Below are 15,085 nucleotides of genomic sequence, written 5' to 3'. Positions count from 1 at the left end.
TGGTGCCTGTGGCCCTGTTCACCCGCCTGCGCGAATAGGGCTCGAGTGGTGGTGCGTCATTCCCGCTCGATCCCATAGGGTTTCACGATGTCCCAGACATGGTCGGGGATCATGTAGGGCGCGCGGGCGGGTTCTTCGCGCCGTAGATGAACGACGGTCTCGCAGGCCTTCATCTCCACCCGGGCGCGGGCGAATTCCAGACCCTTGGGCCCGACAATGGGCATTAACCGTCCCACGATCGGGCGCAGCCAATTGGGCATGCGGCGCAGGGGCAGGCCGCCCGCCGCGCGGATTGTATTGGTCAGGAACCCTTTTACCGGCCCCTCGCGTTTGCCTTTGCTGCCCGGCGCTTCCGATTGGAGTTCGTCGCCCAGCAGGTCGATCAATTCCTCGCCTCGGTCATTGCGAACCAGCAACCATTGCTGACCCTGGCCGCCCATATAGCCCACCGTGATGTCGCTCAAAACATTGGTGTAATCGACACAGGTGCGACAGGTCAGGGGGAAGAAATCTGGTGGCAATTGCGAGATTGGCAGCATCAGGAAGGGAATTTCCTTTTTGCGGCCATCGGTAAAGCGCAGTTCCACATAATAATCTGCGCGGAATTCCAGATAGGTTATCGTGTCCGGGTCTTCCGCCAGCAATTCCAGGAAGGTATGGAAATTCTCTGTTGTCGTATTATCGGAGCAGGGCGTGCCGATGACATACAACCGCTCCAGCCCCAATTCCTTTTCCAGCGCACGCAGGGCATAGACTTGGCAGGGAATGCCGATCACGGCCAGACGCTTGTAGCCTTTGGCAATGGCTGGCTCCAGCAGCGCCAACAGGGGCGCATAGCCCATGCGCATGCCCCGCACCTGTTCCATACCCTTTGGTTCGGTCACCAGAACCGGCATTGGTTTCCATCGGTCCTGTGGATCAGGCGCCATGGTCAGGACGGCATCCACCGCCTTTGTTTCCAGCAGGCGTTGGGCGATCCGGGTGGTGATGCCAGTCCATTGGGCGCCAGGGCTGGGGTTTTTCAGTTTTGCGCGCAGCATTCGTCGGAACGGGCCGAAATACATCTCGTCGCTGCGAACCGGGTCCCTGGCGCGGCCATGAACAGCGGTTTCCATCGCGGGATAGTCTGGTTTGATAAATTGGCAGGCCTTGCCGCATTGTTTGGGATCTGACATGCGCGATACGCCGCAATCGGTACACAGGCTGCGCGGGGCGGCGGGTCCATAGGCAATGGCCTCGACCGGGTCAGCCATGGTTCAGCAGGTCGACATAGTGCTGCAGGATGAAGGAAACGGTCACGACAGATAGGATTGTCGATACCAGGATTACCGCTGAGGCCCGTTGCACATAGATGCCATAACGCTGGGCCAGGACGAAAATCAATCCTCCCGTGGGCAAGGACGCCATAACGACCGCAACAGCCTCTTCCAAAGGATCCAGCGGGATCACGTAATGTGCGATCAGCCAGGTAGCCAGCGGATGGATAATCAGCTTCACAAAGGTGACCCAACTGACCTCTGCGGCACCGCGTCGAACAGATTGTCCCACCAGAAACAGGCCCATGGCAAACAGGGCACAGGGCCCTGCCGCTCCGGCCAGCAGATCCAGAAATTTCAGGCCGGGGCCGGGAATTGTGATGCCCAATGCGGATAGGGCCATGCCCAGCGCCAAAGCACAGAGCAGCGGGCTGCGCACCAACCCGCGGACGGCGTCATAGGCAATGCGCGGGCCTTTAGATCCGGTGCGGTCCACTTCCATCATGGCAGTCGCCAGGCCCAGCACGATAAAGATATTGGCCAGCACGGTTGCGATCATGGGGTTGGTTGCGCTCTCACCAAAGGCTGCCAGGCCCAGGGGAATTCCCATATAGCCGGTATTTGCAAAGACGGAGGAGGCGCTGTGCAGGCCGATCTCCCCGATCCGCCGTGCAAAAAAGATCCGCGCAATGATCGCAATCGGGATCGCGGTGAAAAGATAGCCGCCGGCCACGACCGCCAATAAAGGCCAGTTCAAAACGGCCTCGACCGGCGCGCGCGATGTCGATGACAGAAACAGGGCGGGCAGCGCGATGAAAAAGACGAACCCATTCAATGCGGCAGTGGAGTCTTGTCCCAACAACCGGAACCGTCCGGCCAGCCAGCCAGCCAGAATGATTGCGAAGATGGGAATGGAAAAGTCGATAAGAGCTTGCATAAAGGTACGCTATAAGCGCTGGCCCCGTTTTGTCGAGCCGAAAGCATGGCACTGGCCTGTATCAACCCCATATTAGCGCGAAGGACAGGCGTAACGGTCTTCCTTGACGTGCGGCGGGGAGCTTGAAATAACTCAGGCTCTTTATAGAAAGAGTTCTTAACGGAGGGTTTCTGAATAATGCTAAACCGTCACGAGGCGCTTATCCACGGTATGGTGATCGCCGCTGCCGCTGATGCCGTGATCACTGAATCCGAAATGGAAATGATTGGGCGCATCGTTGCGCATCTGCCCGTGTTTCGTGATTTTGATGTGACGCAACTGACCGGTATCGCAAATGCCTGCATCGACAAGCTGGATGATATTGATGGTATCGATCACATCTTGCAGGAAATGAAGGCCTCTCTGCCGGTATCGCTGCATGAAACTGCCTATGCGCTGGCGGTTGAAGTGGCGGCGGCGGATTTGGAAGCCAGCGATGAGGAATTGATCCTGCTGCAGATGTTCCGTCAGATTTTTGGACTGGATCGCTTGATCTGCACGGGTATTGAGCGCGGTGTCCGGGCGCGATTCACCATCGATTAACCCCCCCGCGTCGTCGTCTGGTGTTCAGCTTCGGCAAGGAATCAAGCCGCCAATACAGATCTATTTGCGCGAATTGGCAGAGATGGTGACAAATTTGCAACGCCAAAATTGTCTAAAAATTAGGCGTTCGCCTATTATTTTATCGTTAGATTTCAAAGGATTCGGAGTTTGTGACGCATTTGTTGCGGGGCTTCTGTTTCAGCCATGCAGTTTTCGCATGCCCGGTTTGACGATTTTAACGCTAGGCGGGGCGGCTCAACAAGACTATGTAAGGGGTGCTTCAGTTGCTGCAGTGCAGCGACGCCGGGTGATGTCCCCATCAGCCCGGCCCTACGTCTCCCAGACGTGAAGCCTCCCTGTTCAACTTGCCCGGATCTTCGGATCCGGGCATTTTTTTGTTTTTTTGTCCGATTACCCAGACTGCAGCTATAAAAGCTGCCTGAGTTACATGAGAGGTCACGTCAAATCCCAGCGTCTGTATGAGAGTTTTGGGTTTCTCCATGGTCATTGTTGGCTTTGCAAGGAAGGGCAGGATTACGCCGGTGAAGAATGGTTGTTACACGTTAGCGATTTAACGGGATGGAGAGGGGCGCGCCGGTTCCGCGCATGTGTTTAAGGACATTCCGAATTTAAGGACATCCCGGAATTTTGTTATGCCTGTGCCCGGGGGTCATTTTGTTTCAACCAGTCCGGCCATTCTGAGAGCGGCATGGGCTTGGCGATCCAATAGCCTTGCAGCATATCGCATCCCTGCTTGGTCAACCAATCCGCAGCCTCTTTGTCTTCGACACCTTCCGCGATGCTTTTCAGGTTCAGATCTTTCGACAGTTCGATGGTTCTGCGCACCAGAATTGCATCGGTTGAGGATTGCATAACCTCCCGCACAAAGGATTGGTCGATTTTCAAAGTGTCGGCAGGGAAATCTTTCAGATAGGAAAATGAGGAAAAACCTGTCCCAAAATCGTCTATGGCGATATGCACTCCCATGTCGCGCAATTCAGCCAGAATAGGCTTTGCCTCGCCCAGATCCTCAATAACAGAGGTCTCTGTAATTTCCAGTTCAAGATAGGGCAGGCGTTTCATATCGTCTTTGAAGGCTGCTTTTAATCGGCTGGGGAAGTCTGAATCTGTGACATCCCAGCCCGATACATTGATTGCGATATGATAGTCGATATCCGGCAGCACAGCCTCTGTTGCCATCATATAGGTTCGCGCGGCTTCAATCGACGCGCTTGTGATGTCATAGATCAATCGTGACTTTTCTGCCAAAGGGATGAAGCGGTCAGGGGGAATCATTCCCTCTTCCCCATGTTTCCACCGCACCAGCAATTCGCATCCCCGCACCAGCCCGGTCCGGGCGCACAGCTTGGGCTGGGCATAGAAAACAATCTCCTTGCGTTCGATTGCCTGGCCCAGATCCGCCAGCAGTTTCAGATTGTCCCGCCGCATTGTGTCATCGTGTTCGTTAAAGACCGAAGCCGTGGAAAATTTGGATGGCGTCTGCAGCATCGCCGCAAATGATTTGCGCACCAAATCATCGGGTTGTGTTCCATGATCCGGAAACACAACCATGCCAATCCGGCTGTCGATCCGCATTGGAAGGCTCCGCATCATTACCGGATACTGTAGAGAGCAAACGATTAAGTTCGATATCCGACCGGCCTCCTGTGGCGTTACATGTTCTATCAATGCCAGGAATGTGGCGTGCCCACCACGGGCCAGATAAGATTCCTCTGGCAGAATGGATTTTATTCGATTGGCACAGGCCTTTATGAAGTCCTCACAGGCGTCATTGCCAAATGACGTGCGGATGTCGACGGCGGTTGTGATTTCGAAATTCAGAATTACGTGTTGATCGTTCGGGTCATTGATTGTTTGTGCGGCCGCGCTGATCTTGCGCCGGAATGCCTCGAATAGCGGAAGATTTGTCACAGGGTCGTAGTTCATAATGCGGAACAGTTCCTGTTGGTGACTCAGGATCGTGTCGTGCAGAAGACCAATCACCAGGCCGAAAAGACATAGATACACACCCCTGGAAACCCAGTTATCCAGTTCTTGCGGCTCCCCTGCCAGAACATCCAATGGCATGATCGGCCCCATGACAATCATGCCGACAAGACCCGCAACAATCCCCCCCAATACTCGAAAGCGGAAGGCGGCCAGTACCACTGGAAAATACACGACATGGAGATGGGCAAATTTTGTTCCGCCAGATTCACGCACAATAATCCAGGACAGGACAAAACAGACCGCAATAGTCAGGATAGCGATCCAGGGGTTGTTGTAGAGTCTGATCATTGGCGAGAATGTAAATCTATCAAAACGTCTCTTCATGGATTATCCCTTTAAACAGTCATCTGACCGGCAGAACCAACTGATACTTATATACGCAATTTTGGCAAAGATAGTTTGAGTGGTAAAAACTTAACAAATTATTATAAAAAACAACCAGTGCGGAAATTCAGTGCGTGTCAATTATTTTGAAAGTCCCTCAAGGCAATAGCGAGAATAAGCTATCGGCGCGGCGTCCAATAGCCCGTCTCCTGCTTGTGCCTTGGTGGTGATCTGGTATCTTTGGCGATTGGTACACAGATAAGGGTTTGGGTGTGTTTTCGCGATTGTTTGATCCTGCACGGAAGTTCAAGAAAACGCCTGAAGGCAAACTTGTTTCCATCCTGAATGATTTTTCCATCGATATTGTTTTGGATGTCGGGGCGAATGTCGGACAAACCGGGCAGCGTCTGCGCCGGGTTGGCTATTCAGGTGCAATCGTTTCCTTTGAGCCGGGGCCACAGGCGCATGGCACGCTGAGTGAAGCGGCGGCCAATGACGCAAAATGGACCGTCGCACCGCGTACGGCGATTGGCGACACGGATGGCGAAATCGTCCTGAATGTATCGCAAGAGACCAGCATGAGCTCCGCCCTGGATGCCAATCCCGCGCTGCTGGAGGCCTTGCCACGGACCGCCAATCAGGAAAAGGTCACCACCCCTGTCTATCGTCTGGATAGTCTGTGGGATCAGTATGTGACCCCCGACAATCGGGCGTTTTTGAAAGTCGATACACAAGGATTTGAACGTCAGGTTTTAAACGGAGCCTCTGAGGCCCTGAAGAAGCTGCAAGGCGTTCAATTGGAATTGTCCTTGTTCGAACTGTATCAAGGGGAGGAGACATATCTTGGGTTCCTCCAGGATCTTCATCGCTGGGGATTTGAACCTTACATGATGTGGGAAACCTATTTCTCACGAAAGCTGAAACGACAGCTACAGATAGATGTCGTCTTCATGCGCCCCCGGTAGAGGGTTTCAAAACCTGGAAACTGGTGAACCTGCATGCGATCAGGGTTGCCCAGACCGTGCCGCCGCCCACAACCATCATCAGATAGGGTGCTGTATAGTAGCGCGGATCGTAATAGGGGAAGATGATGAAATGCAGCGCGACCATCGCAACGGAAACTGCCCCAATTTCTCCATAGATTTGAAGGTTTCTGTGCTGACGACTGATCCAGTAAGCCACCAGCACCAGCGGCGCAATCAGCACAAATTTAATGCCATCAACCATTAAATACCCCAATTGGCGGATGAGTATTTTTAGGTAAATTTCGAAGGTTATGATTGGTTCTGATATTTGTAGATATGGCGTCTGGGAAATAAGACTGTGGCTGAAAACGGCCTTATATCCTGGAGGGTTCATGACCGCCACGATTCCGGCATACAGCAGCAGGGAAGCGATCCCCCACGGCACAGACGCCTGCCAGAATGGCATTCGGCGGGGTCCCTGACAGAAAAAAGTCGCGACCCCCAGATACGCGCCGACAAAGATGATCGCATCGGCGCGCACAGTGATTGCGGCAAGCAGCAGCAAGCCGGTTGCGCGCGGCATTGCTTTGGCATGGGTAATCATCGCTGCGCCCAAGGCCAGCGCCGTCAGGCTGTCGGGATATTCGTACCGGGCGGTTTGATACAGCATAAAGCCCATGCCCAATAGGCTGAGTGGAATGGCAATCCTGGCGTCTACCCGACGACACAGCCAAACCGCTGTCATACCAAAAAGGACTGCAGCAGGAAGTGCAGAGAGCAATCTGAGCGCCCAATGCGGATCAACCCCCATCCATGTCAGCGCAATGGCGGGCCAAACGAACCCTATCTTGTAACAGTAAACGGGCTGAGTGAGCTCAAAAGCCTTCGCCGATTGGCTCATGTATTCACGATACGTGCTGATCCCTGGGCCCGCCGTGGTCAGGTCCCTATAAACATTTTCCGGATAATGCTGGGATAGATAGGAATACGTTCTCTCCCGCTTCTCGTCCCAGGTGCCGCCGTGCAGGGCGGAAAGGATACATCCTATGTAATGGGTAGAGTCCCAGGCATATTTTGGCTTAAGCAGAGATAAGGTAGCGAATGTCAGCACCAGACAGAGAAGAATGCCAGTAACAGGGGTCGACAGGCCAAAGCAGCCTGTTGCAATTCTTGATATGGCCCCCCGCATACCCTTGTGCACCCCATATATTCATTCGTGTGGATACAATAGAAACGGAAGTTGTTCTTGGCAAATTTATCCAACGGGAAAGCTGGAAAATTCCGGTCACTACTGGCTGAAAAGGGACTCGGCATATTGACGAATGGGCTTTTCCAGGAAGTCTTCGGGGTGACCCGCGGCAATTCCCATGAAACTTCCTTTTGCGTCGATGGTGCCTGATTTGATCATTGTACCCGAATTGGTTTCAATGATCGACACCGTGACGGTGGCCTGATCCACGGCCCCTGTCCACGCAGTGTCAACATCACGCCACCGCAATATTTTTGGTTCTATCAGATAGTCTGCCTGCTGGGATCGGGCGGAAGTCAAGGCCTCATCCCGGGTTTCCTGACTGGAGCCAAGCGTCAAATTGATGAAGTAGGGGGCGAATGCGTCTGCCACGATCATCGCGGTTAAAACGCCCGAGCGGAAATAGATTTTTGCTCCATCCCGACCGTCGACAGGTGTCGTGACATAGGCTGTTTTTTGGTTGGCGGGTAGAATCACCACCGTCTCGGCGTCTTCCTGAATATTCTGTTGTGCGCTGCACCCAGTCAACGGCACAACAAGCAAAAATATTTTTAACCAGCGTCGCATCATAGCTCGTTTCTCACGTGCAGGGGTGGTTACGAATAAAATCGTTCTTCTTAAAAGAGTTAGGCCGTGAATGATGCTGACGCAAGCTGGTCCGTATTGGTAATTTGAAATCGCAGTTGGCGCAGTGCCTACTATTTGTGCAGCGTTAACCATGTTGAACGCTTGTCTTGAAAATCTACTCCGGGCACACTTTTGCTGTTGGACATTGCGGGCTGGGGTGCAGGATGTTCGGAGGCAATCGAGGAAACGCAGATACGGGGTCGGATTTTCGACGGGATCCACGATTTAACTCAAAGAAAATTCGCTTTTTGATGGATGGTCGAGAATTGGATGTGGTCGATATTTCCGCCACTGGAATTCAGGTCCGTCATGCCCCTGGATGGGTTGTCGCCGGACAGGGTCTGTATTTTGATTTATTGATACCCGTGCGCAAAGGCATGAAAAAAGTTCAAGCAACGGGGCATGTGCTGCGGCGTAAAGGCACAGACATGGTGGTCACTTATCACAGCCCCCATCCAGATTGGCGTCGTTTGATCACACAATTCTTAGCCAGTCGATGACGCGGCCTGTAAATCAGCTTTTCGGTTTGCATCAATCCCCCTATAGTTTCTGAAAGGTGTCTCTGGACCGAATATGGTCCAGGGAACACCCGATTTGTCGTATAGCAGTGCGCCTGAGCGGTGCGGGTCTTGTGTATGATCCGGCCGGAAGTTGCGCGCGTCGATGCGACCTGCGGGATGCAGCACATTTCGTGCAAGCCTCGCCACACCGTAAGGATATCATCAAATGGGTAAGGGCAATAATCAACGCGGCAACAAGGAAACGAAGAAGCCCAAGAAAGAACAGCCGAAGGTTCTGGCAACAGCCAATTCGAATGCAGGAAAGCCTGTTTTGGGGGCGACCAGCAAGAAGGCCAAGTAAACACGACGTCTGGCACGGATCAGATCGTGCTCTGGGTTTTCTTCTGTGCGGCTGAATGAATGTGGTGGCGCAACCTGGTGGCGACTGTGTGGCGTTGGATCTTTCCAGACGGGCCACGCGGTATCGTATCGACAGTATAGAGATGTATGTCAGCTTTAATCGGCAAATGTGATTTCAGTTTTTGCTGAATATCGGAAAAGTCGGCATTTGGGGAAAACCGAACGCCCAACCAGATTGCCCCATCATCCAGCGGGTCTTGAATGGTCGTTGCACAGCAGTCTATCACCTCGGGAAATCCTTTCACGATCTCTTCGATGGCTGCGGCCGGGATCTTGTAGCCACGGACGTTCAGCAGGTCGTCATCACGCCCCAGTAATTGCAAATGGTTTGCATCTTCCAGGATCGCCTTATCCCCTGGATAGAACCAGCCCTCGCGAAATCGCTCTGGCCTGGGGTGTTCTTCAAACAGATAATGGGTTGCGCAGGGTTCCCCGCGCAGTCTGATTGTCCCTTCTTTCCCATACGGAAGTGGGATGTCGTTGTCGTCAACGACCTGAACCTCCAGTTCCGGGATGATTTTACCGCGCGTATCGGACTGTATTTCTGCAATCGTGCCGCTTTCATTGGTCCCATAAAGCTCAATCAATGTGCCTGTGGGACAGACCTCGCGCCAGGCAGCCCTGTCCGCCGGGGTTAAGCTGCCGCCAACAATCAGTATTTTCAGGCCGGGTGGCAATGCATTGCGGTGGTTCATACTTTTCAGCGCAATGAATTCCATAGGGATAACAATACTATGTGTTGCGCTTTGCTCTTTCAGGGTTTGGAAAAGAGGCGCATCCCCTGCGAAAATACACAGCCCCCCGACGCGCATGCAGGAGATGAAAGATAAATAGTTGGCTTGGAAGGCGAAAGTGGCAGGCAAAACCAGGCGTGAGTTCTGCGTCAATACAAGGCGCTTTTGATTTTGACTGAAGCGGAATTCTGATTGGGCGCTTGTGCGCATCATGAATTTCGGTGCCCCGGTCGTGCCAGAACTGCAAGCGATGCGATGATTCTTTGCCGGCTTGCTGTCCCGCAATGCGACTGTATTGACTGGTTTGGATAATGTCTTTTCCCACCACAGGTCATCGCACAGGATCGTCAGACAGGTCCTATGCGGCCTGATTGTCGCCGCCGCGATCAGGTCCGAATGGCTGAACAGGCGTTGATACTCATCACCAATTTCCTGTGCGCGATATGTGGCCGTCACCACTCCAAAATGCTCAAGCGCCAGCAACAGCACAACGTGTCGATAAGGGGATGTCCATTCCACCGCCGCCAGGGACTCCGGTTCTGGCACAATTGGTTCCAGCATTGAAATTGTGCGGCAGATATCCTGCCAAAGGGTCTGGTAGGATATGGAGATACTGTTATCCAGAATGGCAGCAGCATCCGGGCGCATTCGTGCATGGCCTGCAAGCGCTGTCAGGGTTCTGGTCAGCGATGGTTGAGGATGTTTCCCGCCCATTGATGGGGTATCTATCATCAAGCGGAGTCTTGAGTAGACGCGCGTAAGGGGATGGCAGTACCGATCATCAGGACGGTGTTACAATGCGAAAATCGTCAGGATCGACGGCATCAATCTGTTCTGGTTGTAAGAATTTATTCGCATAGGCTTCATAAATTCTTTCTGTCAGGAAAAGGTTGAATAGCTCTGGATCCACATGGGATTCCTTAGCCATGAATCCCATGATCTTCAGCGCTTCCGACAGGGTTTTTCCTTTCTTATAGGGGCGGTCAACGGCCGTGAGGGCTTCAAAGATATCGGCGATTGCCATCATACGGGCGACAGGAGACATATCCTCCTTGCTCAATCGTTTGGGATATCCCGTCCCGTCCATTTTCTCATGATGGCCCCCGGCCAGCTCCGGCACCGTGCTGAGATGTTTCGGGAAGGGCAGACGCTCCAGCATTTTGATGGTTTGGACGATATGCTCATTGATCTTGTAACGATCTTCCTCGGTCAACGTGCCCCGACGAACGGTCAGATTGTGAATTTCACCACGATTGTACAGAAGTTCTGGCACGTCCATTTTAAAGCCCCAGGGGTTGTCGGCATCAAACCGTTCTGAGGCGGGGCGTTTGATTTGATGTTCAATCCGGTCCGCGAGAAGAGGTTCTTCAACAGGCACGGGACGCTCTTCACGGTTTTCCAAACGGCTGAGTTCTTCATGCGAGACCCCCATTCGATCGCTGATGGTTCGGGTCCAGGTCTTTGCCGCAATTTCCTTTATGCGTTGAATATCTGCATCTGTTGTAAATTCACCCCCCTGGTTGCATTTCGCAAGGAAGGCAAAGTCGTCATCCAATTGGTCCAGGTCGGCCTGAAAGGCGGCTTTGCGTTCGGGGGCATCGCCATCGCGCAAAACATCGCGCAGATAGCCGATTTCGGCTTCACGTTTCATGACCTCTACACGCATGCGGATTTCGTGAATTCGATCATAGATGGTTTCCAGCTTTGTCGCTTTGTCGACGACGAATTCAGGCGTTGTTACTTTTCCACAATCATGCAGCCAGGCGGCGACGTGAATGGCCTCCCAATCTTCGTTGGAAAGCGTGAAGTCGGCAAAAGTGCCGCTGGTGGCTGAATGCGCCGCAGAGGCCAGCATTTTAGTCAGTTCTGGAACCCGTGCACAATGGCCCCCCGTATAGGGACTTTTCGCGTCAATTGCGCCTGCGATCATCTGAATGAAGCTTTCAAACAATTCTTTCTGGGCAACAATCAATTGTCGCGCTTCAAGGGAAATCGCAGCAGAACCTGACAGGGCTTCGGTAAACCGGATTAAGGTTTGATCCATCGTCGTATCGGTTTCCAGCAGCAACAGGACCCCAACCAGTTCTTTCTGGCGGTTGAACAGGGGGGCAGCGATCAGGTTCTTTGGTGCCGCATCCATCGCTTTTGCAATGCCGCCCAGGCCCAGCATTTCCAGTTCGGTGGCGGTTGCGGGGGTCCCTTCCGCATTTTCGTCAACGATGCTGCGTGCCAGCAGGGTCTTTTTGCGCGATAACAAGACATCGGAAAGGGGATAGTCCAAAGGCCGATTGGCATCCAACCGCCCCGCATGGGGGACCAGTCGGGTGCCGTCCTTATCGGTCAGGTACAGAATGCCCGCCTCGGTTTTCGTTACACCAATAATTTCGTCCAGCAACCGCCTCATCAACGCATCAAAGTCTTCCTCTGCCGCGACAGCTTGCGAGATATCCAGGAACCGCCGGATGGTTTCTTTCATCATAAAGATTGCATTGGATAAATTCTGGATATCTGAAATTCGCGTTGTCGGTGACTCCTGATGTGTAAAATCAAACCGGCTTACATCGTCGGCCTGTTGTTGCAAGGCCCGCAGCGGGTTCGTGATCATGCGACTGACCCACAGCACCAGCAGTATGGACGCCAGCATCAGACCCAGCGCCCAAATCATCCCTTCCTGCATAACCGCTGTCAGTCCCCCCATCATTTCCGCGCGCGGAATTGCCAGGGCCAGGATCAGGGACTGGTCGCCCAGAATGGGCACCGATGAATAGGATACATCCCATACAGATCCATTCTGAGTCAGTTGGAGGCGGCTGTTGCCGCCGTTGCGGAACCGTTCAAATCCCAGAGACAAGACAGGGCTTCCAACATCAGACAGGCTGGTTTGCCTGAGTTTTCCATCCTCCCCCATTCGCGTGACACTAGCAGGGTCGGGATGCGCAACGATCAGTCCATCGGTGGTCATGAGAATGCTTTCCGTGCGGGGAGTCACACGGTTTTGTTCCATCGCATTGCCCAGCGTTCCAAGCGTGATATCAACACCAATCACGAACTGCTCTTCCGGTGACTCTGATGATCCCTTGCGGGCAACGGTCATCCCTATTTCCTGTGTGGTGAAGAAAACATAGGGGGGCGTGGAAATCGTCTCGTCGCTTTGTGTGGCGGATTGATACCAGGGACGGGTTCGGGGGTCATAGGTCGTGTAATCTTCCCGTGGCTGGAAACGAAGGGTCTGCATCGCGGCATTCACATAAATATAGTATCCGCGGGCAACCTGTTGTTTGTTGCGCTCCAACACCTGGACGATATAGGCCGTACCCTCTGGCGCGTTAAACCGAGCAGCCAGATTTGGATCAGCAGGTAATCTTCTGACCAACATGAAGTCACCCTGCTGATTACCCACAAAGACAGCGGTTATGTTTTCCGACCTGTTCAAGCCCCGCAAAAGAGCGGGAATGCTTTGCATCCGGTTCTTCAGCGCTGTTGTGCCAAGATTGCCGTTGGATGAAAGAAGATTGGCAACACTTTCTGCAGGAAGAAACAGCGCGCGTGTCTCTGCCACAGAGACACGGTTCACCTGATCCAACAGCGAGTTTGTCGAAGTGTCGGTAAGCTTCAGTGCGTAATTGTAGGAAATAGCGCCAATCAACAAACATACGGAGATAACAACAAATAGAAAAATCGTACTTAGGTGAACCTGTAGCGAGAATCTAAGGTTTGAAAGTCGGATTTTTGTTTGCATTCTGCCCCGCATGCAAAGAATTTTAAGTATGCTATCATACCAAATTCAAAAACATGTATTGTAAAGTGCAACCTGCGTTAAAATCTCTCACTCAACCAGATTGCAAGGCGGGAGCCACGTTGTATCAGACCGGTCAGAATAGAATAGGCCGGGGCCTGGGCCGCGCCATGGTCCAACCCAATGTCCCTGTGTTCCAGTTCTTCCAGACGAAACTCTTCAATTTTTGCGCTCAGGTCCGGCTCGTCCTGACCTAATGTTGATAGCTGTTCCTGATAGTGGGCATCAATGACTTCTTCAACGGCGACTGTGCAGGCCATAGCGGCCTTTTCCCCCAACAGGGCGGTGCCTGCCCCCAGGGCATAGCCCGCAACATGCCAAACGGGGCGCAGGGCCGTTGGGCGCACGCGACGCTGTGCTACCATTGTTTCAAAGGTTTCCAGGTGATGGGCTTCCTGGTCTGCCATATGACGCAGGATGTCCCCCTTGGGGCCCTTTCCCAGAACCGATAACTGACCCTCGTAAATCCGTTTGGCGCCAAATTCACCTGCCAGATTTACGCGCAACATGGAATGCACATCGTCGCGCTTGCGGCTGTCACCGGGTAGATATTTCGGGCCACGGGTCATGGGTTTTTCAAGGGCCATGGGCGTTTCAATCCTTTCCAAATCGCCAGACCGCCCACCAGGACGACGAACAGCGACAGTAGAAAATTATACCCCGCCATGGAAATGCCAAACAAGGTCCATGCGGGATCGCCACAAGACGGGGCCGGCGGGCCGGATTGAATATTCTGAATGGCTCCGGCCAGCCCGGTGGATAAGGCCTGTGCGCCCGTGCAACCAGATGGTCCGGGCCAGAACTGATATTCAACACCGGCGTGATAGGCGCCCAATCCCGCACCGACTAAAATTGCAACCAGTGCCAGGATCGAAATCAACAGCGACAGAACGCCTCTGCGTTTCAACAGCATGATACCGACACATGACAACCCCAATGCGATCCACCAAGGCAATCGCTGATACAGGCACAAATGGCAGGGCAGATAGCCAAATCCATATTCGAAAATATTGACCGTTATCAGCACCAGTGCCGAACACACGGCAAGGGCGAACGGGATACGCTGCGGCGGCAGCAGTCGGGTCAGAAGCGTTGTCATAAGATCACTTTGATCACAAGGAAGCCGCCGATCAAGAGTACAAATGCCCCTGCGACAACCCAGCCCAGTCGGGTTTCGATAAAGTCGCGGATGGGGGCCCCAAATTTCCATAACAGGGCTGCGACCAGGAAGAACCGCGCCCCGCGTCCCACGATAGAAGACGCCATAAAGGCCAACGGATCCAGCCCCAATGCGCCAGACGCGATGGTGACGACCTTATACGGAAACGGGGTCATACCGCCGCCCAGGACGATCCACCAGCCGTTTTCTGCAAAGTCCCCCTGAATGCCCTGCAGCGCCTCTGTCGCGCCATACAGGGCGACCAGCGGCCGCCCGATGGATTCGAACAGGAAATGCCCGATCCCATACCCGGCCATCCCCCCCAGCACAGAGGCAATGGTACAAATCAATGCAAACCGAAACGCCAAATGCGGGCGCGCCAGGATCATGGGGATCAACAGCACATCGGGCGGGATCGGAAAGACCGAGCTTTCGATAAATGAGACCACCGCCAACCACCAAACCGCATGTCGATGCGCGGCAAGAGACAGCGTCCAATCATACAGGCGATGCAGCAAGAGCATGG

General features: G+C 53.4%; 14 protein-coding genes. 4 read left to right on the top strand and 10 right to left on the bottom strand.

All coding sequences use genetic code 11. The features are described from left to right. Positions 1-56 precede the first annotated feature (56 nt). Entirely contained in the window at positions 57-1,253 is a 1,197-nt protein-coding gene (locus tag ACOSDM_RS11430; RefSeq protein WP_420724661.1) for a Coenzyme F420 hydrogenase/dehydrogenase, beta subunit C-terminal domain, read from the bottom strand. Next, positions 1,246-2,193 (bottom strand): AEC family transporter, encoded by a 948-nt coding sequence (locus ACOSDM_RS11425; protein WP_420724660.1) that lies wholly within the window; start codon positions 2,191-2,193, stop codon positions 1,246-1,248. The genes ACOSDM_RS11430 and ACOSDM_RS11425 overlap by 8 nt, the downstream gene beginning before the upstream one ends. A gap of 177 nt (positions 2,194-2,370) precedes the next feature. On the opposite strand from ACOSDM_RS11425, the gene ACOSDM_RS11420 reads away from it, so the two are divergent. Continuing rightward, complete coding sequence (locus ACOSDM_RS11420; protein ID WP_420724659.1) at positions 2,371-2,775, top strand: tellurite resistance TerB family protein; 405 nt, start codon at positions 2,371-2,373, stop codon at positions 2,773-2,775. Between the two features lie 651 nt (positions 2,776-3,426). On the opposite strand, the gene ACOSDM_RS11415 is transcribed toward ACOSDM_RS11420, so the two are convergent. Then, on the bottom strand, positions 3,427-5,109 hold the full coding sequence (locus ACOSDM_RS11415; RefSeq protein ID WP_420724658.1) for a putative bifunctional diguanylate cyclase/phosphodiesterase: 1,683 nt from the start codon (positions 5,107-5,109) through the stop codon (positions 3,427-3,429). Positions 5,110-5,381: 272 nt separating this feature from the next. Between ACOSDM_RS11415 and ACOSDM_RS11410 the strand changes: the two genes are divergently transcribed. Further along, positions 5,382-6,074, top strand: coding sequence for an FkbM family methyltransferase (locus ACOSDM_RS11410; protein WP_420724657.1), 693 nt, complete (start codon positions 5,382-5,384; stop codon positions 6,072-6,074). Here the strand turns inward: ACOSDM_RS11410 and ACOSDM_RS11405 are convergent. Then, positions 6,058-7,263, bottom strand: coding sequence for a hypothetical protein (locus tag ACOSDM_RS11405; RefSeq protein ID WP_420724656.1), 1,206 nt, complete (start codon positions 7,261-7,263; stop codon positions 6,058-6,060). The two genes, ACOSDM_RS11410 and ACOSDM_RS11405, sit on opposite strands and share 17 nt — an antisense overlap. Before the next feature lie 99 nt (positions 7,264-7,362). Further along, the gene (locus ACOSDM_RS11400) at positions 7,363-8,043 is read right to left on the bottom strand and encodes a DUF4823 domain-containing protein (RefSeq protein WP_420724655.1); all 681 of its coding nucleotides are present in this window, start codon (positions 8,041-8,043) and stop codon (positions 7,363-7,365) included. Between the two features lie 155 nt (positions 8,044-8,198). Here ACOSDM_RS11400 and ACOSDM_RS11395 point away from each other — a divergent pair, with 155 nt between their 5' ends. Both ACOSDM_RS11395 and ACOSDM_RS11390 read left to right on the top strand, forming a co-directional pair. Continuing rightward, positions 8,199-8,450 (top strand): hypothetical protein, encoded by a 252-nt coding sequence (locus tag ACOSDM_RS11395; RefSeq protein WP_420724654.1) that lies wholly within the window; start codon positions 8,199-8,201, stop codon positions 8,448-8,450. 226 nt (positions 8,451-8,676) lie between these two features. Continuing rightward, positions 8,677-8,811, top strand: a complete 135-nt coding sequence (locus ACOSDM_RS11390) for a hypothetical protein (RefSeq protein ID WP_420724653.1) — start codon at positions 8,677-8,679, stop codon at positions 8,809-8,811. A gap of 19 nt (positions 8,812-8,830) precedes the next feature. Here ACOSDM_RS11390 and ACOSDM_RS11385 read toward each other — a convergent pair whose 3' ends face one another. From ACOSDM_RS11385 to ACOSDM_RS11365, 5 genes are all read right to left on the bottom strand, one after another. Then, positions 8,831-10,336: a class I adenylate-forming enzyme family protein gene (locus ACOSDM_RS11385; protein ID WP_420724652.1), complete on the bottom strand. Its 1,506-nt coding sequence runs from the start codon at positions 10,334-10,336 to the stop codon at positions 8,831-8,833. A gap of 49 nt (positions 10,337-10,385) precedes the next feature. Then, positions 10,386-13,163, bottom strand: a complete 2,778-nt coding sequence (locus tag ACOSDM_RS11380; RefSeq protein WP_420724651.1) for an HD domain-containing phosphohydrolase — start codon at positions 13,161-13,163, stop codon at positions 10,386-10,388. 257 nt (positions 13,164-13,420) lie between these two features. Continuing rightward, the gene (locus tag ACOSDM_RS11375) at positions 13,421-13,987 is read right to left on the bottom strand and encodes a demethoxyubiquinone hydroxylase family protein (RefSeq protein WP_420724650.1); all 567 of its coding nucleotides are present in this window, start codon (positions 13,985-13,987) and stop codon (positions 13,421-13,423) included. After that, the gene (locus ACOSDM_RS11370) at positions 13,966-14,499 is read right to left on the bottom strand and encodes a disulfide bond formation protein B (protein WP_420724649.1); all 534 of its coding nucleotides are present in this window, start codon (positions 14,497-14,499) and stop codon (positions 13,966-13,968) included. The genes ACOSDM_RS11375 and ACOSDM_RS11370 overlap by 22 nt, the downstream gene beginning before the upstream one ends. Next, a complete protein-coding gene (locus tag ACOSDM_RS11365) occupies positions 14,496-15,083 on the bottom strand; it encodes a YqaA family protein (RefSeq protein ID WP_420724648.1) in 588 nt (195 codons plus the stop codon). Before ACOSDM_RS11365 ends, ACOSDM_RS11370 begins: the two co-directional genes overlap by 4 nt. Between the last annotated feature and the right edge of the window lie 2 nt (positions 15,084-15,085).

The sequence above is a fragment of the Hwanghaeella sp. LZ110 genome, from assembly GCF_048892525.1.
Taxonomy (GTDB): domain Bacteria; phylum Pseudomonadota; class Alphaproteobacteria; order UBA8366; family Aestuariispiraceae; genus Pacificispira.
The sequence above is the reverse complement of the archived record's forward strand: the minus strand, read 5'-3'. Positions and strand labels throughout refer to the sequence as shown.

Excerpts from the sequence above, each read along its gene's own strand:
- ACOSDM_RS11405 (WP_420724656.1), bottom strand. The coding sequence starts at position 7,263 with ATGCGGGGGGCCATATCAAGAATTGCAACAGGCTGCTTTGGCCTGTCG.
- ACOSDM_RS11370 (WP_420724649.1), bottom strand. The coding sequence starts at position 14,499 with ATGACAACGCTTCTGACCCGACTGCTGCCGCCGCAGCGTATCCCGTTC.
- ACOSDM_RS11375 (WP_420724650.1), bottom strand. The coding sequence starts at position 13,987 with ATGGCCCTTGAAAAACCCATGACCCGTGGCCCGAAATATCTACCCGGT.
- ACOSDM_RS11425 (WP_420724660.1), bottom strand. The coding sequence starts at position 2,193 with ATGCAAGCTCTTATCGACTTTTCCATTCCCATCTTCGCAATCATTCTG.
- ACOSDM_RS11415 (WP_420724658.1), bottom strand. The coding sequence starts at position 5,109 with ATGAAGAGACGTTTTGATAGATTTACATTCTCGCCAATGATCAGACTC.
- ACOSDM_RS11390 (WP_420724653.1), top strand. The coding sequence starts at position 8,677 with ATGGGTAAGGGCAATAATCAACGCGGCAACAAGGAAACGAAGAAGCCC.
- ACOSDM_RS11430 (WP_420724661.1), bottom strand. The coding sequence starts at position 1,253 with ATGGCTGACCCGGTCGAGGCCATTGCCTATGGACCCGCCGCCCCGCGC.
- ACOSDM_RS11385 (WP_420724652.1), bottom strand. The coding sequence starts at position 10,336 with ATGATAGATACCCCATCAATGGGCGGGAAACATCCTCAACCATCGCTG.
- ACOSDM_RS11365 (WP_420724648.1), bottom strand. The coding sequence starts at position 15,083 with ATGCTCTTGCTGCATCGCCTGTATGATTGGACGCTGTCTCTTGCCGCG.
- ACOSDM_RS11420 (WP_420724659.1), top strand. The coding sequence starts at position 2,371 with ATGCTAAACCGTCACGAGGCGCTTATCCACGGTATGGTGATCGCCGCT.
- ACOSDM_RS11400 (WP_420724655.1), bottom strand. The coding sequence starts at position 8,043 with ATGGTTAACGCTGCACAAATAGTAGGCACTGCGCCAACTGCGATTTCA.